Genomic DNA, 16,668 nt, shown 5'->3' with positions numbered 1-16,668 from the left:
TTCTGCCGCCTGACATCAGAATTTCGCGCCAAGCGTGACGCCGAACTGGCGCGGTGGACCATATTGGACGAAGAGGCCGCCTGCCTGATCGACTTGCCAAGTCCGATATTCCTTATCCGTCAAGTTTCTTACCCAAAGGCGCGAATAGAACCGGTCGTTGACATTGTAGGTCACACTGGCGTCAAATAATGTACGGGGCCGCCGATATTCCTGAAGGTCGTTGACCGCATCGTCAAAAATCTCGGACTGGTAATCCAGACTTCCTTCAAAACGGAGCCATCCCCAATCCATTTCCGGCGTGTTGAGGCCCAAGGTGGCTGTAACCGCATGTTCCGGCGTTCGCGTCAGCCGATTGCCTGCGAGATCAGCCTGCACCGCTGAACCATTTGCAAGTATCGCCGTCGTTTGTACAAATCGATCAAAGGTAGCATCGATATAACTATATCGGACAGTAAGGTCGATGAGCTTCACGGGAGCGAAGATGACTTCTGTCTCAATTCCCTTTATCGTCGCGTCGGCGCTATTCACATTCACGCGCGTTTGGCCAGGACCGGCGCTCGCGTCGGGAATAACGTTGATTGTTTGAAGGCCGTCATACACGGCGTTGAATGCCGAAACGTTGAAGCGCAGGCGGCGATTTAGCCAGTCAGTCTTAAAACCAATCTCATAATTGGTCACTTTTTCCGGGGCAGTGGGTAGCCGTGCCAGCGCCGCCGATGACGGTTGTTCAGGGAAGGCGCCAGCCTTGAACCCGGTCGAAACACTGCCAAAAAGATAGATGTTGTTATTCGCTCTGAAATCAGCGCCGACCCGCCAGGTTGCCAGTTTCGAATGCGCTTCGCCGGGCGTACCGAATGTTGAGAAGCCAACCGTAGGTGCTGCGCGGCTTCCAGTCAGACGCATCAACTCATAGGTTTTCCGCTCGTCGGTGTAACGAGCTCCGCCGAACAGGCCGAGGCCAAAATCGAACTTATACTGCGCCTCGCCGTAGGCGGCATAACTGTGCGTCGAAGCGTGCGCCCGGAAGAGGTTGATCGTCGTGGGAATGACTTGCGTTTGCGTTTCGCGATCTCGATCGATCTCATCATTGTTATAGTAAAGGCCCACCACCCAGGTGAGCGGGCCAGACCCTATTGAGTTCAACCGGGTTTCGACGGAGTAAGAATCCGCATGCTCCACCTGAACCGCTTGAATCGCAGGCACTTGGAGCCCCCGCGCCAGATTGACGGAGGCGGACTCGCCATCAAGATCATCAGATGAATCATAGTCGACATAACGCCACGCCGCAGTGGCCGTTAGCGCTGCAAAACCCAGCATGTCGGTGACGAATTCGCCACGCACACCTCCAGTTTGTGCCTTGATCTTGCCATAGCGATCGGGATTGGCAACACGCGGCTTATCGTAATCGTCAAAACCTCGCGGCTTGGTACTCCCGTTGTCGGGTAAAACCCTGACATTGAAGCGGGAAGATTGAGCAAGATCTTGTGTAGCAATGTCACCTGATAACAAGAAAGTCGTCCCCGATCCGAGGCCGAACATAGTCTGAAAGCGAGCGCTAAGCTTATTTTCGTCATCCAAAGGGCGACCCGTTGGCGTGCGCCGGTAGCCGTCATTGGTCACTGCGCCCAGAACGATCCGGCTTGCTATGGAGTCGGTCACTGGGACGTTCAGCATCATATGCGCGTCGCGCTGACCATATTCACCCAGTGTGAGTTCAGCGCTGCCTTCCGCATCGAGCTTTGGCTTTGCAGTTATGAAGTTGATGGCCCCTCCCACCACATTCTTCCCAAACAGTGTGCCCTGCGGGCCCTTAAGTACCTCGACACGAGCCAAATCGTAGAAATCGATACCCAGCATCGCGGCCCGACCGAGGTACACGCCGTCCAGAAATCCCACAGAGGACGGGTCGCCACCGGCACCCTGATTGGAACTGCCGATCCCGCGGAAGAATGGGCGAGGCGCGGCCCGAGGGAATGCGTCGAAATTCACGCCAGGAGATATCTGTAGGAGTCGCGTGACATCAGTCACGCCCTTGCTTTGAAGTTCCGCACCCGAGAAGGCCGTCACAGTTACCGGAGCATTTTGCAAGGATTCCTCGCGGCGTCGTGCGGTAACCACGATGTCGCTGATACCACCTATGGGCTGAGCCTCTTGCGCTTGATTTGGTTGAGCGAGCGAGGAACCTGCGGGATCTGCCGTAGCCTGCGCCGAGGCCGTACAGGTTGTTGCCATCCACAAGGCAGTAGTCGCCAAAAGTGCAGCATTTAACGGTTTCAATTTCATCAATCCTCCCCTTCTTCAGCGGTCGTATCTTGCCGCCCCATGCCGGTGCTCAAAGCCCATGCTCAGCTATCTATGGAATGAACGATCCTTCCCTGATTAGCATGACGCATTTGTTCCATTTAGCCTTTTTATTGGCAAGACTTTCGCGCCTGCACACGGATGAGGCAACGAAGAATGCTGATGCTCGACTGCACAGTAATTTGGCGCGGGCTGAACGGCTGGCGATGCCAATGCGCGTGCAGCGCATGGGCTTTAACTCTGCACTCGAGGTAGTGCCAGAGCCTGCACTTATCGCAGTTGAAGATTATGTTGGAGAAATTACGCAGATGTTCCGTGTTTACAGTTCAGACGATCTCGAACAACCCTGCAGCGCCCATGCCGTCTGCGGTACACATGGAAACGACGATATAGCGGACGCCCCGTCTGCGGCCTTCGATAAGGGCGTGGCCGATCAGCCGCGCGCCAGTCATGCCGAATGGATGGCCGACCGCGATGGCGCCTCCATTGACGTTATAGATTTCCGGGTCAATGCCAAGGTGATCGCGGCAGTATAGGCATTGGCTGGCGAAGGCTTCGTTCAGTTCCCAAAGCCCAATATCGGCAACGGAAAGCCCGGCCCGGTTAAGCAATTTGGGGATGGCGAAAATCGGGCCTATGCCCATCTCTTCCGGCGCGCATCCTGCTGCCTGAAACCCACGATAAATCCCCAGGATTTCTCGCCCCTCCGCTTGGGCGGTGGCACGGTCCATCACGATCTGCGCCGCTGCACCATCGGAGAGCTGGCTGGCATTGCCTGCGGTGATATGCCGCCCTTCCTGGACCACCTGGCCGTCTTTCCAAACTGTCTTCAAATTGCGTAGGGCGTCTATTGTAGTATCCGGCCGAATGCCCTCGTCCTGCGTGACGGTCGCACTCTCACTACCGGTGCGATTGCCCTCTTTGTCATAGAGCGCTTTCTCAACCGTGATCGGCACAATTTCTTTGGCAAACGCACCACTCGCCAGACCGGCGGCGGCGCGTTGCTGACTCATCGCGCCATACTCGTCCTGACGTTCGCGGCTTATGCCGTAGCGCTCCGCGACGATCTCGGCGGTCTCGATCATAGCCATGTACGCGTGCGGCTCACGGTCCGATACAGATTGATTAACGTAGCGCGGCGCGTCCTTATTTATGGTGAGGCTGATTGACTCCATGCCTCCTGACAACGCGATATCGATATCTCCGGCAATGATGGATCGCGCCGCAAGCGCCAGCGCGGTCAGGCCCGAGCCGCACTTTCGATCAAGCGTAAACGCCGGAACGCTTTGTGGCAGACCGCCAGCGAACGTGGCCATCCTGCCCGCATTGCCGCCTTGCGTTCCCCACTGATTGCCGACGCCCCAGAATATGTCGTCAATTCGTGCCGGGTCTATCCCCGCCCGCTCGATAGCAGCGTTCATTACATGCCCAGCCAGGACAGGCGCTTCTGTCATGTTGAACGCGCCACGGTAGGCGCGGCCAATACCTGTCCGCGCCGTTGAAACAATCGCTGCCTCGCGCATGATTATTCTCCAGTGCTAGAATGCGGCAATTCCGGTGATGGCACGGCCAAGGATGAGAGCATGTACATCATGCGCTCCCTCATAGGTGTTCACCGTTTCTAGGTTCATGAGGTGACGCATCACCCCGAACTCACCCGATATGCCATTGCCGCCGTGCATGTCGCGTGAGACACGTGCGATGTCGAGCGCCTTCCCTACATTGTTGCGCTTGACGATTGACACCATTTCCGGCGCAAACCGCCCTTCATCCATCAAGCGCCCAACACGCAGGCTCGCCTGGAGGCCCAGCGCGATCTCCGTCTCCATATCCGCAAGCTTCTTTTGGAAGAGTTGCGTTGCGGCAAGCGGTCGGCCGAACTGATGACGGTCGAGTCCGTACTGACGCGCGGCATGAAAGCAGAACTCCGCCGCGCCCAATGCACCCCATGAGATGCCATAACGAGCGCGGTTGAGGCAACCGAATGGACCTTTAAGCCCCTCGACACCCGGCAGCAGTGCGTCTTCTCCCACCTCAACGTCGTCCAGCACGATCATGCCCGTGATCGACGCGCGCAGGGACAACTTGCCTTCGATCTTAGGAGTGCTGATGCCTGGTGTGCCCCGGTCTAGCACAAAGCCGCGGATCGCTCCGCCATGTGCCTCGGACTTCGCCCAGATCACGAAGACGTCAGCGATCGGCGCATTGGAGATCCAGGTCTTGCTACCGATCAATCGATATCCGTTTGCGGTCTTCACCGCACGCGTCTTCATGCCGCCAGGATCAGAGCCAGCATCAGGCTCGGTCAGACCGAAACAACCGATAGCATCGCCCGCAGCCAGTCGCGGCAGATACTGCCGCTTTTGGGTCTCCGAACCATAAGCGTAGATGGGGAACATGACGAGGCTCGATTGTACCGACATCATCGAACGGTAGCCGGAATCGATACGCTCCACCTCGCGGGCGATCAGGCCATAAGCGACGTAGGATGCTCCCGCCCCGCCATATTCCTCCGGAACAGTTGGACCCAAAAGCCCCAGCTTACCCATTTCGCGAAAAATTTTGGGATCAGTATGCTCTTTCGAAAAGGCTTCAATAATCCGCGGAGCCAGATGATCTTGCGAATAACCGCGTGCCACATCACGGACCAGTCGTTCTTCTTCAGTCAGCTGGGCTTCCAGCAAAAATGGGTCAGACCAGTCAAATTTAATCACGTCATTCATAGCAGCGGAAACTCCCCACTTCGGCACATGTAGTCGACTGCCGATCAAAAGCCACCGCGGAGACGTTCAGGAGAGTGCGTCGGCGATTGCCTTGCCGCACTCAATCGTTCCCACAGCCCCGCCGAGATCGCGCGTACGTAACTTTGGCTCCGATAGCACATCTTCGATCGCAGTTAGAATGGCGCGAGAAGCTTCTAATTCTCCAAGATGGTCCAGCATCAGGGCCGCCGACCAGATTTGCCCAACGGGGTTGGCGATCCATTGGCCGGCAATATCGGGTGCAGAGCCGTGAACTGGCTCGAACAGTGAAGGAAAATGCCGCTCCGGATTAATGTTCCCGGCTGGTGCGATTCCAATGGTGCCCGTGCAAGCAGGTCCCAGATCGGAGAGAATATCTCCAAATAAATTCGAAGCGACCACTACGTCGAACCAATCGGGGTGCTGCACGAAATGCGCCGTTAGAATATCGATATGATATTTGTCCCAGCGCACATCCGGGTAATTCCGAGCCATCGTTTCCACACGCTCATCCCAATAAGGCATGGTGATCGAAATGCCGTTCGACTTGGTAGCCGACGTCAAATGCTTTTTCTCACGGCGTTGCGCCAGTTCAAAGGCATAGCGCAGAATGCGATCGACCCCGACACGAGTCATGACCGTTTCCTGCATTACGATCTCACGATCCGTGTCAGGGAAGATTTTGCCACCGATCGATGAATATTCACCTTCAGTATTCTCGCGGACCACAAAGAAATCGATGTCGCCCGGCTCGCGGTTGGCAAGTGGGCTGGGCACCCCCGGCATCAGCTTTACGGGGCGCAGGTTCACATATTGATCAAATTCCCTACGAAACTGGATCAGCGAGCCCCAAAGAGACACATGATCTGGCACAGTTTCCGGCCAACCAACAGCGCCGAAGAAAATCGCGTCATGGCCGCCGATCTGCTGCTTCCAGTCTTCCGGCATCATCCGACCATGCTTCTGGTAATAATCGCACGACGCGAAATCGAAGTAGTCGAACTCGAACCCGCATCCGTACTTGGCGGAAGCAGCTTCTAATACACGAATACCCTCGGGGACGACTTCCTTGCCGATCCCGTCACCGGGAATTACTGCGATCCTATGGATATTTGATTTACTCATGATTCATCGGCTCCTAGCCGCGCGATCCATCAATCAGGATTGCGCGAAAGTCATTTACGTTGGTCATCGTCGCGCCCGTCATCACAAGAGAGTCTGTGCGCTTAAAGAATTGATAAGCGTTATTGCTGCCCAAACTTTGCGCTGCGGAAATCCCCAGGACACTGCCGCGTTGTAGTATATCAGGGCCGATGATGGCCCCTGCATTGTCCTCTGTTCCGTCGATGCCGTCGGTATCTGCGGCGATCGCGTGAATACCGCTCGCGCCGTTCAGCGCCACCGCCAAGGCAAGGAGGAATTCAGCGTTACGCCCACCTCGCCCCTTTCCAGTAACCGTAACCGTCGTTTCACCACCAGAGATAAGGACGCATGGCGTAACCGACGGCTGGCCGTAATTCTGAACCTGATGAGCAATGCCGGCGTGCATCTTTGCAATCTCTCGCGCTTCGCCTTCGATCGCGCTTCCTATGATGAGTGGCGCATATCCCGCATCAAGCGCGACGGCAGCGGCCGCCTCAAGAGCCATCTGCGGCGTCGCGATCATATGATGCTGGCTTTCGAATGAGCCAGGCTTAGGCGTTTCACTCGCCGGATCGCCCAGCCACTTCAGGATTGAGCCGGGAACTGCCAGATCGTATCGGGTGAGTATCTCCAATGCCTCTTGGCGCGTCGTACTATCAGGCACCGTGGGACCTGATGCGATCGTCGACGGGTCGTCGCCGGGCACATCTGAAATGATAAGGGTTACGACACGCGCTGGCGCCGCAGCGAGCGCCAATCGACCGCCCTTGACGGCCGAGAGGTGCTTGCGCACACAATTCATTTCCGAGATCGTGGCTCCCGATTTCAGGAGCGAACTCACCAGTTGCTGCTCATCGATCAGCGGCACGCCGGGAGGAGGTGCAGTCAGCAGCGCAGATCCGCCCCCGGAAATCAAGGCGATAACCAAGTCGTCGCGGCTTAGGCCCTGCAGATGCGCGCACAACCGCTCGGTTGCCTGCACGCCAGCCTCGTCCGGAACCGGATGTCTCGCTTCGACCACCTCAATCTGTCGACAAGGCACTGCATGGCCATAGCGGGTAATCACCAGCCCTGACAAAGGACCATCCCAATTGGCTTCTACGGCACGAGCCATTGCAGCCGCAGCCTTCCCGGCACCCACCACGATTGTACGACCGGATGGCCTGAGCGGCAACGCAGGGGGCACGCATAATTCCGGTAATGCGCTTGCCACAGCCGCATCAAACATCCGCCGCAGAACCACCTGTGGCGGCACCGGTGTAGTAACCGCAACACCCGGTGCGGGATTAGCGTCCAATGGACTAACCTGCACGCCTGCCATCCGCAACTACGCATTGCGCTGGCGGATTTTCTCCATTGAGAACAGCGACCACACAACGGGCCGCGACCATATTGGTACGGTCAAGCCCCTCTCTAGTAGATGCACCAGCATGTGGCGTGGCGATGACATTTGGCAGTTCGATCAACTCTTGCGTGACCGACTTGTATTCAGGATCGCTCTCACTCACAAATACATCAAGCCCCGCAGCGGCGATATGTCCGGACTTCAGCGCATCCAGCAGCGCCTTGTCATCAACCAGACCTCCACGCGCCGCGTTCACGAGGATTGCACCACGCTTCATCCGCAGCAGTGCCGACGCATCAATCATGAATTTGGTTTCAGGCGTAAGCGGCACATGCAGCGAGATGTAGTCACTACGGGTCAACAGGTCATCCAAGCTAACCAACTCTATCCCATTTTGCTGCACGAAGCCGTCGCCGCGATCTTCGTCCACAGCCAATATCTGAACGTCAAACCCCTTCAACCTTTGGACCAAGCTGCGCCCAATTCTGCCCAAGCCGACAATGCCGACAGTCTTCTGGTAAAGATCCGAACCCATCAGGATAGACCAGTTACCCGTAATCATGTTCTGCTGCGTTTCGCGGAAGCGATGGCCAGCCGCCAGCATCAGCGACATCGTGTGATCGGCCACCGAAGCATCATTGCCGCCCGCAGCTATGCAGACAACTTTCCCGAAGTCCTTTGCAGCCTCCAGATCAACCCGTTCGTAGCCCACGCCTCGTCGCGAGATGATTTGAAGGTCAGGAAGATCGGCCTGGAGTTCCCGCGTCACCCTCGCGTGGCCGACGATCCAGCCCGCCGCACCTTGGAGCAATGTGACCAATTCGTCATGAGAAAGATTGCCGTCGGCCTGACCCGCAGGAAGCTCTGCTTGGACAACGGTGCACCCAGCGTTTTCCAGGAAGGTAATCGTCTTATCGTCAAAAAAACGTTGAGTTACCACGACGCGCCGGTTGTGCACTTTAGACCCTCCCTCTGCTTAAAGCCATTGCTGACCGGGTATCGGCCTGCCGCCTCAATCGCAATCCAACATTCGGTATTAATTGATGCGGGTGACGTTGGGCAGGCAGGAACCTGAAAGATGTACGGCAGCCTTTAAGACTATGATACATATGTTGACGACTGCCGTACATCTTGACGAACATGTTGCATTGATGAATTACCGGCCCTCATCTGATCCGAAATTGATGAGGAGAATGTTATGGAGCGGGAATTCGAAGGCCCAATTGTGATCATGGTCCCCAACGGCTCATTAGGCGCAGGCGCGAACGAAGAAGAGATGGAATATGGCGCCGCCCAGGGCGCGCACGTGATCGCTACTGACGCCGGATCCACGGATAGCGGGGCCGCTTATCTCGCCCTTGGTATGTCGAAGAACAATCGAGCAGCGGTTAAACGCGACCTCACGATACTCATGCGAGTTGCGGCCAAAGCCCGCATTCCCATCGTGGTGGGAACCAGCGGCCAGGCTGGCGGCGACGCCAATCTGAACTGGACGCGAGATATCGCTGTCGAGATCGCCAAGGAGCTTGGCATTCAGCCGAAGATCGCCTGCCTCTATTCAGAGCAAAGCAAGGAGATTCTGAAAGCCAAGAATGCGGCAGGCAAAATCCGTCCGCTTGCGCCGATGGGCCCGCTAGATGACACGACCATAGATGATTGCGCCCATATCGTCGCTGCTATGGGTCCAGAACCGTTTGTGGCCGCACTTGAAGCTGGTGCCGACATCGTGTTGGGTGGCCGAACGACCGACACCGCCGCGATCTGCTGCTACGCGCTATGGAAAGGCGCGCCATTGGGACCAAGTTGGCACGCGGGTAAGATTGGCGAATGTGGCGGCCAAGCATCGGTGAAGGACATCGATGGCCGTGGAATTCTGCTGCGGATTAACAAAGACAGCTTCGATGTCGAGGCGCTGAACCCTGTTAATAGATGTACACCGCACAGTGTATCGGCGCATATGCTGTACGAGAACAGCGACCCGTTCATGCTGGTTGAGCCGGGCGGTGTACTCAACGTGACCAATTCCCATTACGAGCAGATCAACCCTCGCGTCACCAGAGTGTCCGGCTCAGTATGGGAAGAGAAGCCTTACACAATGAAGCTGGAGGGCGCTTCCGCCGGTCAGTATCAGACGGTCATGTTGGTCGGTATCCAGGATCCGGTCGTACTGAACGATCTCGATGCATTCGAAGAAAAGATGACGAAAGTGCTTTATGACCGCGTACGCAGCACGATTGGTGATGCTGCCGGCGACTTCCACATTTCTCTGCGTCTGTATGGTTGGAATGGAACGTCGGGCGATAAAGTGCCTGCAGGCACGCCTGCGCCCCGCGATGTGGGCGTTCTTTTCGTTGCCACCGCTGATACGCAGGATATGGCCACTCAGATTGCCAAAGCGTGCAATCCGATCTTCTTCCACATGTATATGCCCGGCCACGATTCGCATATGCCTAGCTATGGCTTCGCATTTAGCCCGGCCGACATTCCGCGCGGCCAATTATATGAATTCCGCCTCAATCACGTCGTAGAATGCGACGATCCAATGGAACTGGTGCGGACTGAATGGGTCGATTTAAGTGTGATGGAGGCTGCGTAATGACTACGGTTGGTGAAGTGTGCCACTATGTCCGCTCGAAGAATGCGGGTCCGTTTTGGGTGACGTTCGACCTGTTCTTCAAGAACAAGGAGGCTTTCGATCGTTATTCTCGTAGCCCGGCAATTGGACCCGATACTTTCAAGCGGCTTTTCGGTGCAGATCCGGAACTCGTAAAGAGCTTTCCGGTCGAAAGTCTGGAGATGGTGAAAATTTCCTGCGTGCGTCCCACGCCTTCGGGTTCTCGCGTCGAACGGGATTTGCATAGCGGCCAGATGTTCGTCCGCCTGCTCGATATCGAACTCGATTAAGTGATCTGCCGACCGACGGATTTTATGTCCGTCGGTCCTTGGCCATTAGGGTGAAGATAGGACAACTACATCTTCACCCGCTCTCGCCGCGAAAAGCTGCTCAATCAGTAGTGCATGGACGCTACGTGCAACTGCCTGGGCAATATAGCCTTTATCGGTAATTTCACCTCGGCGCGGGTCAGGAGCATCCGACAGGACCATTGCACGACCGACCCGACTGCCTTGGCCCTTTGCTCCGGCATTAAGTCGGTGGAGACCCTCTGCCACCGCAGCCCGTACTTCAGAACGATTCCAATTAAGATCAGGATAGAAGAGCACGCCAATTTGAGCGTGCCCTTCGCCACAGACTACTGCGTCGGATACGGCCGGTCCTACAGCAGACAATATCGCAAGACGTAGCTCGCTCACGCCGACGAACGTGCCGCTGGCTAGCTTGAAGTTCTCCGACAACCGTCCCTCATAAATGAGGCTGCTGGTCAGGTCCGCTGGGTTAGAAAGGCGAACAGCATCGCCCAATCCATAATAGCCTTCTTCATCGAACGCGGCAGCAGACAAGGCGGGCAAGCCCAGGTAACCCTGCATGACTTGAGGCCCCCTCACCCGCAACTCGGCCTTTCCTGCGGCAGGCACCAGCTTTACGGAAGTACCCGGAATCGGCAGTCCCAACATTCCCATCCGCGTATTGGGCCAATGAACATTGCAGATCGATGGCCCCGTCTCCGTCGCACCATAGCCGCTGCCGAAGCTGATTTGCTCCCCTACTGTCTTCACCGCCGTCGCTTCGAAGTGGTCGACCACGTCCTGACCCAACGCCGCGCCTCCGTTCTGAACGACACGAACGCGTGCGAAGAAGCGCTTGGCCAAGTTCCGGTCGCGCGCCAGTTCATTTGTCAGCATCATCCATGCCGCCGGGACCATTGAATGGCCTGTTGGCGAAATTTCTGACAGGTTTCGCAGTGTTTCGCCGAAGCGCGCCTGCGTGGGCAGGCCACGATCAATATACAATGTTCCTCCACGATGCAGCGACTGGTGAAGCACCGCGTGCGCGCCCATGCTGTGGCTCCATGGGGCCGAATTGACCCAAACCGGCGGGTCTGTGTCGTCAAAACAGGCAGTGAGTTGCGCCGCGTTGAGCGCAGTCATTGCGTGCGTGCATATCACTGCTTTGGGTTCGCCCGTCGAACCTGACGTCAAGAGATAGCGCGCAATATCATCTGGTCGTTCGGACGCCGCAGTAACCGACGATTGGTACAACGCTTGGAACGGGAGATCGCCGGCCCTTTCATTTTTTGACGCGATGACCGGCAGACCTGCGAGACAATCCAGCGCTAGTCCTTCAGCGAACAGAGCCGCATCTTCCACATAGACAGCGTTAGGCCTTAAAATGGCGCAAGCCGACGTCAGGCGTGCCGGATTTGCCCCCGCCAAACCGTATTGGGGTGAAACCGGGGCCGCTATGCCGCCTTGCCGCATCAGCGCATAACTTATCAACGCATTATCGATCGAATTCGCCGACAGGATCAGAAGCGGACTTACACGATCAATCCCCATTTCGCTCAGCGCACCAGCAAGTCGGTCGATCCGCTCTCGAGCCTCGGAAAAGCTGATCGTGCGCCAGCCTATACCTGATCGTTCGGCCAACCAGACTCGATCTGGTGCGACTGTCGCCCAGTAAAGGAGCGCCGCGTTCATTGATTTGAAGCGCGTGGAGTAATCACCAATATTGTCGATACGTACCTCGCCGCTCGCAAGCCTGCTACAGCGGAAGCGGTTTGGCGGCGTATAGCGGGCATCTCGCATGCCTTCGATACGCACATCTGGACCAAGAAGGACTTCCTCCTCGCAAACTTCTGCAGCAGCTTCGGACACCCGCATGCTGGTCATCTTCACCTCCACAAGATCGCTGAAATGTACCACTCGATTCAAGGCGTCAAGGTTGACGCAATGCTATCAACATGTAAGAACTTTGGCATGGAAGATGACTATGTAACCGCAGACGAAGCGTCGGCAATATTGGGCGTGTCACGTGCAACGATTTATGCGTATGTCAGTAGGAAAGGCATTCGGTCGCGTCCGGTCCCAGGTACGCGGCAACATCGGTATCGCCGGGTCGATATCGAGCAGATCAAAGCACGAGCCGGACAAACGGCTGGTTCCCCCAATAACGTTCAGATAACCAGCCGCATCACGATCATCCGAGATGACGAATTACTCTATCGCGGAAAAAGCGCCGCTGAGTTATCCGAGACGGCAACCTTCGAGCAGGTTGCTGCCAGGTTGTGGGATGTGGATGAGACAATCTTCGACCGTCGACCACCCCGGAGTCCAAAACTCTTTTTGCAGCTTGATAAGCTACTGGCTGCGGAAGCGGGCGTTGACCGGGCGCTTGCTCATATTCCGTTTCTGGAGCAGGCCAATCCGCGCGCGTATGATCTTAGTCCAGCAGGAATGGCTGCGACAGGAGTGGATATCGTCCGCTGGTTGACGGCCATCATTTTGAACAAGGGAAATGCATCGGAGGAGCCGATCCACCTCCAGTTCGAACGCTCATTATCGTTGCAGCCTGAACAAACAGATTTGCTGCGAAGAGTGCTAATTCTCGCCGCCGATCATGGCATAACCGAGAGCACCTATGCGGTGCGTATGGTCGCCAAGACGGGCGTCACACCCTGGCGTTCCGTATCCGTAGGGCTGGCACTTGCCGTTGGGCGACAGAGTAAGTTCGGCCAGAACGAGTCCTTGCGCCGCTTCATCGCAGAAATTCTGTCCGTTCAAGACTCAGAAGCAGTGGTGACACGCCAGTTAAAGGAAGGGCAGGAACTGCCTGGTTTCGGCAGCCCGATCTATCCTGACGGCGATCCTCGTGCCACCGCGCTGATCGCATTCTGCGAACGCGCGCTCCACGATCATCCCGGTTATCGGAAATTGCGTCGGGCTATAGAGTTGGCTTACGAATTCCGGGCGCTCCGCCCCAATTTTGCGTTTGTCAGCACATTCGCCGAAGCGCTCACAGGCCTTCAGTCCCGGCGAGAGTTTGTCGGATTGAGTTCAAGTGAGGCGCCGTATCTTGTCGGTCGATCGGCAGGGTGGGTTGCTCACTGTATGGAGCAGGTTGGCAATGCCGGAGGGCAACCAGCAGACGCCGGTGATTGAGAACCGTCCCGAAAGCAAAGTGCAAGAAATTGTCAGATTGCCTTGCAGTTTGATCGATCATCAAGCGGTTTTGGGTGAGATCCGATAATGCCAAAGCAGTTGGATGAGACTATAGGCGACAACGATCAATGGCTTTCGCGCCTGCCGCAGGCAACTCGCGACTTTGTTCGTGCGCATATGCGGCTAAGGAGCTTTGCCGATCGCGCTCTGGTATATGCGGTGGGCGACCAAGCGGATGGGTTGTACCAAGTGGTCTCCGGCCGCGTTCGACTCATGGCATACCCCGCGGCCGGGCGGCAGCTTCTGACGCTTGTTGTCAGGCCCAAGGATTGGTTTGGGGAGCTTTCGGTGATCGATGGCGGCCCTCGGCCACACGATGCAGTATGCCAGGGCAAAGTCAGCTTGTGGCACCTGCCGTTGCGGGAGATCGTCGCCTTTTCAAGGGATCACCCTGAAATATATGGCCATGTGGCGCTGATCGCCTGCGAGCATCAGCGCGCCGCACTCTCCTTCATCGGCGCCGTGTTGGCCAAATCGAGCCGTGCGCGGTTGGCCGGAATGATCTTAGGCATGGCGTCTTTCGGTGAGGCTTTCGACCATCCCGTTCTTCAGATTACTCAGGAGGATCTCGCGGGAAGGGTTGGTGTATCGCGACAGCACCTCGGCACGCTCCTCTCCGAGCTAAAAATCAACGGTGATATTGAGACATCTTATGGCTGCATTCACGTACTTAACCAGCAGGCGCTGGCGGACATGGCCAGCTGATACGCCACATCAACATTCGATCTCCAACAGCTCCTCGCCTGAGTCCCAGCGGGAACTGACAAGCATCAAGGCAAGGAAATCCACGTGACCAATAACGAGGATCGAAGCGGGCTTTCAGCGGCATCGCGAGTAATGGGAATACGTGCTGGCGCTTGGGCAATACTGGTGCTCCTGTCGATTGCCATGACCTGGACGTTGCGAACGCTTCACGTCCCGGCAGCGTTGATGCTCGGGCCAATGATCTCAGCAGTCGCGCTTGCCCAGGTCCATGGGCAATTAAAACTCGGTCGGCCTGTAGTGATGGCGGCGCAGGCGCTACTTGGCTGTCGGCTGGGCATGGCCATTTCACCTGACCTGCTGCACGCGGCACTGGGTTATCTACCGATACTTTTCGGCTTCTCTCTCCTGATTATCCTAATAACCGTGTCGCTTGCCGTATGCGTTAGCCGCGCGGGCTGGTTCCCTGAGAGCACCGCTGTGTGGGGGCTGTCACCGGGCGCGGCGTCAGCAATGGTAATGCTGTCGGAGCTATATGGAAGCGATCCGCGCATCGTTGCCATCATGCAATATCTGCGCGTCCTTGCCTCCGCGCTGATCGCTATCCTGGTCGGCACCTTACTAGGAAGCCCCGAAGCACATGGGCACGGCATCCCGATGACGGGCGCAGCCATGATATGGTTTCCTCCCATTGACCGTCTTGCATTTACCGAGACGCTTTTATTAGCCCTGGCGGGGGCGTTGGCCGCCTGGGTCAGTGGCCGGGCAGTGGCAGTTCTGTTCGTGCCGATGCTTGGAGGCGCACTCCTCCAGGTTACGGGTCTTGGAAGGTTAGAACTTCCTGCATTTCTTCTGGCAGCTACATTCGCTGTTATCGGGTGGAACATAGGCCTTAAATTCACCCGCGCTTCGCTGGCCGCATCTATTAAGCTGATGCCCCGAATTACTGTTTTGATAGCTGCGATGATCGGATTGTGCGGCGCACTTTCCGTTTTATTGTCCTGGCTGCTGGGAGTAGATGCGCTTTCAGCCTATCTCGCGTTGAGCCCTGGCGGACTTGACTCTGTTATTATCATCGCGACAAGCACTCATGTCGATCTGCCACTAGTGCTAGCGGCGCAAATCGTCCGGTTGATTGTAGTCTTAATCGTAGCCCCACCCTTGGCGCGTTTTATCGTGCAACGAGGTATTGCCCGTCGCACGAAGGAATGAACAGGTGACGGCGTTGGCGCGCGCAGGGCCGGACGCCTTGTTTAATGACGGATGACGGGGCGTTCAAAATGCGAAGCGTCGAAAACTTCCATCTACAGGTAAAACAGTGCCGGAAATGTAGGCAGCTTCGGCAGAAGCTAGGAACAGGACTGCCGCAGCCAGTTCTTCCGCTTCTCCCAAACGTCCCATTGGCAAATTTTTGGCATATTCCTTTTCGTGATCCGGCGTAGGAAATTTGCGCATCAATTGTTCGCTTCGTATCCGGCCCGGCTGAATACAATTCATTGTCACCCCATCTTGAGCAACTTCAAGCGAAACGCCTTTCGACCAGACATGCAGCGCCGCCTTGGCTGGCGTCGAAGCGCTCAGAAACTGAGGTTCGGACGTTCCCGTAATGGTGATGACACGGCCCCAGCCCTTCATACGCATCTTCGGCAGCAAAGCGTGAGTAAGTTCCCGGGCAGCGAAAAAGCCAATCTGCATAGCATCCCGCCATTCTTCATCAGGGCTTTCCAAGGCAATCGGTCGGCTTGCACCGGCAGCGTTGACCAAGATGTCGATTGCGCCGCCGGCGAGATGTTCCGCCTGAGTCGCGAGTAGCCTGGAGGTTCCGGTAAGTGACATGTCGAATGACAAGCTGACGATCGGTTGCCCTCCGGACGCTATCGATTCCTCAGAAAGCGCATCGATCATTTCGGTGCGTCGCGCCGCACCAATAACACGAACACCGGAACGCGCCAAAGCGAGGGCGGAGGCGCGTCCGATCCCTTGACTTGCGCCGGTCACCAGCGCCGTACGGTTCTGATAAGTCAATTCCACTGTTCGCCTCCTTTATATAAGTCTTAGACAACAGTCAGTGGAGAGCAGCTCCCGACGGTTCATGATCCAATGACGTGTTCCGCTATCCTCATAGGGCAACAAAAAAAAGCGTCTCGCAGGCCATGCATCAATTCATAGCTGAGGCATGATTGAGCAAGATGCCTTCCACCGATATTCCGATCACGGGGCTCTTTTCCCTGAGGAGGCGCCTAGCGAGCGCTGTCCTTAAGTCACGTCACACATCAAAACGACGTGAGGTGCGTCCTATTGGGCCGCAGCCACGCGCAA

Annotated in this window: 13 protein-coding genes; 5 read left to right on the top strand and 8 right to left on the bottom strand. The window is 56.5% G+C overall.

The features are described from left to right. Window positions 1–15 precede the first annotated feature (15 nt). From C1T17_RS01845 to C1T17_RS01820, 6 genes are all read right to left on the bottom strand, one after another. Complete coding sequence (locus C1T17_RS01845) at window positions 16–2,283, bottom strand: TonB-dependent receptor (RefSeq protein ID WP_104951952.1); 2,268 nt, start codon at window positions 2,281–2,283, stop codon at window positions 16–18. Window positions 2,284–2,627: 344 nt separating this feature from the next. Beyond that, a complete protein-coding gene (locus C1T17_RS01840) occupies window positions 2,628–3,824 on the bottom strand; it encodes an acetyl-CoA C-acyltransferase (protein WP_104951951.1) in 1,197 nt (398 codons plus the stop codon). A 15-nt stretch (window positions 3,825–3,839) separates the two neighbouring features. Then, window positions 3,840–5,024: an acyl-CoA dehydrogenase gene (locus C1T17_RS01835; RefSeq protein WP_104951950.1), complete on the bottom strand. Its 1,185-nt coding sequence runs from the start codon at window positions 5,022–5,024 to the stop codon at window positions 3,840–3,842. A 66-nt stretch (window positions 5,025–5,090) separates the two neighbouring features. After that, complete coding sequence (locus tag C1T17_RS01830) at window positions 5,091–6,167, bottom strand: tartrate dehydrogenase (RefSeq protein WP_104951949.1); 1,077 nt, start codon at window positions 6,165–6,167, stop codon at window positions 5,091–5,093. Window positions 6,168–6,180: 13 nt separating this feature from the next. Next, a complete protein-coding gene (locus tag C1T17_RS01825) occupies window positions 6,181–7,506 on the bottom strand; it encodes a glycerate kinase (RefSeq protein ID WP_104951948.1) in 1,326 nt (441 codons plus the stop codon). Further along, window positions 7,487–8,488, bottom strand: a complete 1,002-nt coding sequence (locus tag C1T17_RS01820; protein ID WP_104951947.1) for a phosphoglycerate dehydrogenase — start codon at window positions 8,486–8,488, stop codon at window positions 7,487–7,489. The genes C1T17_RS01825 and C1T17_RS01820 overlap by 20 nt, the downstream gene beginning before the upstream one ends. 240 nt (window positions 8,489–8,728) lie before the next feature. On the opposite strand from C1T17_RS01820, the gene C1T17_RS01815 reads away from it, so the two are divergent. Both C1T17_RS01815 and C1T17_RS01810 read left to right on the top strand, forming a co-directional pair. Further along, a complete protein-coding gene (locus tag C1T17_RS01815; protein WP_223262744.1) occupies window positions 8,729–10,126 on the top strand; it encodes an acyclic terpene utilization AtuA family protein in 1,398 nt (465 codons plus the stop codon). Continuing rightward, on the top strand, window positions 10,126–10,434 hold the full coding sequence (locus C1T17_RS01810; protein WP_104951946.1) for a DUF4387 domain-containing protein: 309 nt from the start codon (window positions 10,126–10,128) through the stop codon (window positions 10,432–10,434). The genes C1T17_RS01815 and C1T17_RS01810 overlap by 1 nt, the downstream gene beginning before the upstream one ends. 45 nt (window positions 10,435–10,479) lie before the next feature. Here the strand turns inward: C1T17_RS01810 and C1T17_RS01805 are convergent, their stop codons facing one another. Continuing rightward, window positions 10,480–12,318, bottom strand: a complete 1,839-nt coding sequence (locus tag C1T17_RS01805) for an AMP-binding protein (RefSeq protein WP_223262743.1) — start codon at window positions 12,316–12,318, stop codon at window positions 10,480–10,482. Window positions 12,319–12,405: 87 nt separating this feature from the next. On the opposite strand from C1T17_RS01805, the gene C1T17_RS01800 reads away from it, so the two are divergent. The 3 genes from C1T17_RS01800 (at window position 12,406) to C1T17_RS01790 (ending at window position 15,561) form a co-directional block, all read left to right on the top strand. Then, window positions 12,406–13,587: a citrate synthase gene (locus C1T17_RS01800; protein ID WP_189338452.1), complete on the top strand. Its 1,182-nt coding sequence runs from the start codon at window positions 12,406–12,408 to the stop codon at window positions 13,585–13,587. 87 nt (window positions 13,588–13,674) lie between these two features. Then, complete coding sequence (locus C1T17_RS01795; protein WP_104951944.1) at window positions 13,675–14,352, top strand: Crp/Fnr family transcriptional regulator; 678 nt, start codon at window positions 13,675–13,677, stop codon at window positions 14,350–14,352. An 84-nt stretch (window positions 14,353–14,436) separates the two neighbouring features. Beyond that, window positions 14,437–15,561, top strand: a complete 1,125-nt coding sequence (locus C1T17_RS01790; protein ID WP_145958931.1) for an AbrB family transcriptional regulator — start codon at window positions 14,437–14,439, stop codon at window positions 15,559–15,561. A 63-nt stretch (window positions 15,562–15,624) separates the two neighbouring features. Here the strand turns inward: C1T17_RS01790 and C1T17_RS01785 are convergent, their stop codons facing one another. Beyond that, window positions 15,625–16,380 carry an SDR family NAD(P)-dependent oxidoreductase gene (locus C1T17_RS01785; RefSeq protein WP_104951942.1) on the bottom strand — a complete coding sequence of 252 codons (756 nt, stop codon included), beginning with the start codon at window positions 16,378–16,380 and terminating at the stop codon, window positions 15,625–15,627. Window positions 16,381–16,668 lie beyond the last annotated feature (288 nt).

The sequence above is a fragment of the Sphingobium sp. SCG-1 genome, assembly GCF_002953135.1.
Classification (GTDB): Bacteria; Pseudomonadota; Alphaproteobacteria; order Sphingomonadales; family Sphingomonadaceae; genus Sphingobium.
This window is presented reverse-complemented; position numbering and strand designations above follow the sequence as displayed.

Coding starts and splice junctions, on each gene's coding strand:
- C1T17_RS01815 (WP_223262744.1), top strand. CDS start 8,729: ATGGAGCGGGAATTCGAAGGCCCAATTGTGATCATGGTCCCCAACGGC.
- C1T17_RS01805 (WP_223262743.1), bottom strand. CDS start 12,318: ATGACCAGCATGCGGGTGTCCGAAGCTGCTGCAGAAGTTTGCGAGGAG.
- C1T17_RS01795 (WP_104951944.1), top strand. CDS start 13,675: ATGCCAAAGCAGTTGGATGAGACTATAGGCGACAACGATCAATGGCTT.
- C1T17_RS01845 (WP_104951952.1), bottom strand. CDS start 2,283: ATGAAATTGAAACCGTTAAATGCTGCACTTTTGGCGACTACTGCCTTG.
- C1T17_RS01825 (WP_104951948.1), bottom strand. CDS start 7,506: ATGGCAGGCGTGCAGGTTAGTCCATTGGACGCTAATCCCGCACCGGGT.
- C1T17_RS01830 (WP_104951949.1), bottom strand. CDS start 6,167: ATGAGTAAATCAAATATCCATAGGATCGCAGTAATTCCCGGTGACGGG.
- C1T17_RS01835 (WP_104951950.1), bottom strand. CDS start 5,024: ATGAATGACGTGATTAAATTTGACTGGTCTGACCCATTTTTGCTGGAA.
- C1T17_RS01840 (WP_104951951.1), bottom strand. CDS start 3,824: ATGCGCGAGGCAGCGATTGTTTCAACGGCGCGGACAGGTATTGGCCGC.
- C1T17_RS01800 (WP_189338452.1), top strand. CDS start 12,406: ATGGAAGATGACTATGTAACCGCAGACGAAGCGTCGGCAATATTGGGC.
- C1T17_RS01810 (WP_104951946.1), top strand. CDS start 10,126: ATGACTACGGTTGGTGAAGTGTGCCACTATGTCCGCTCGAAGAATGCG.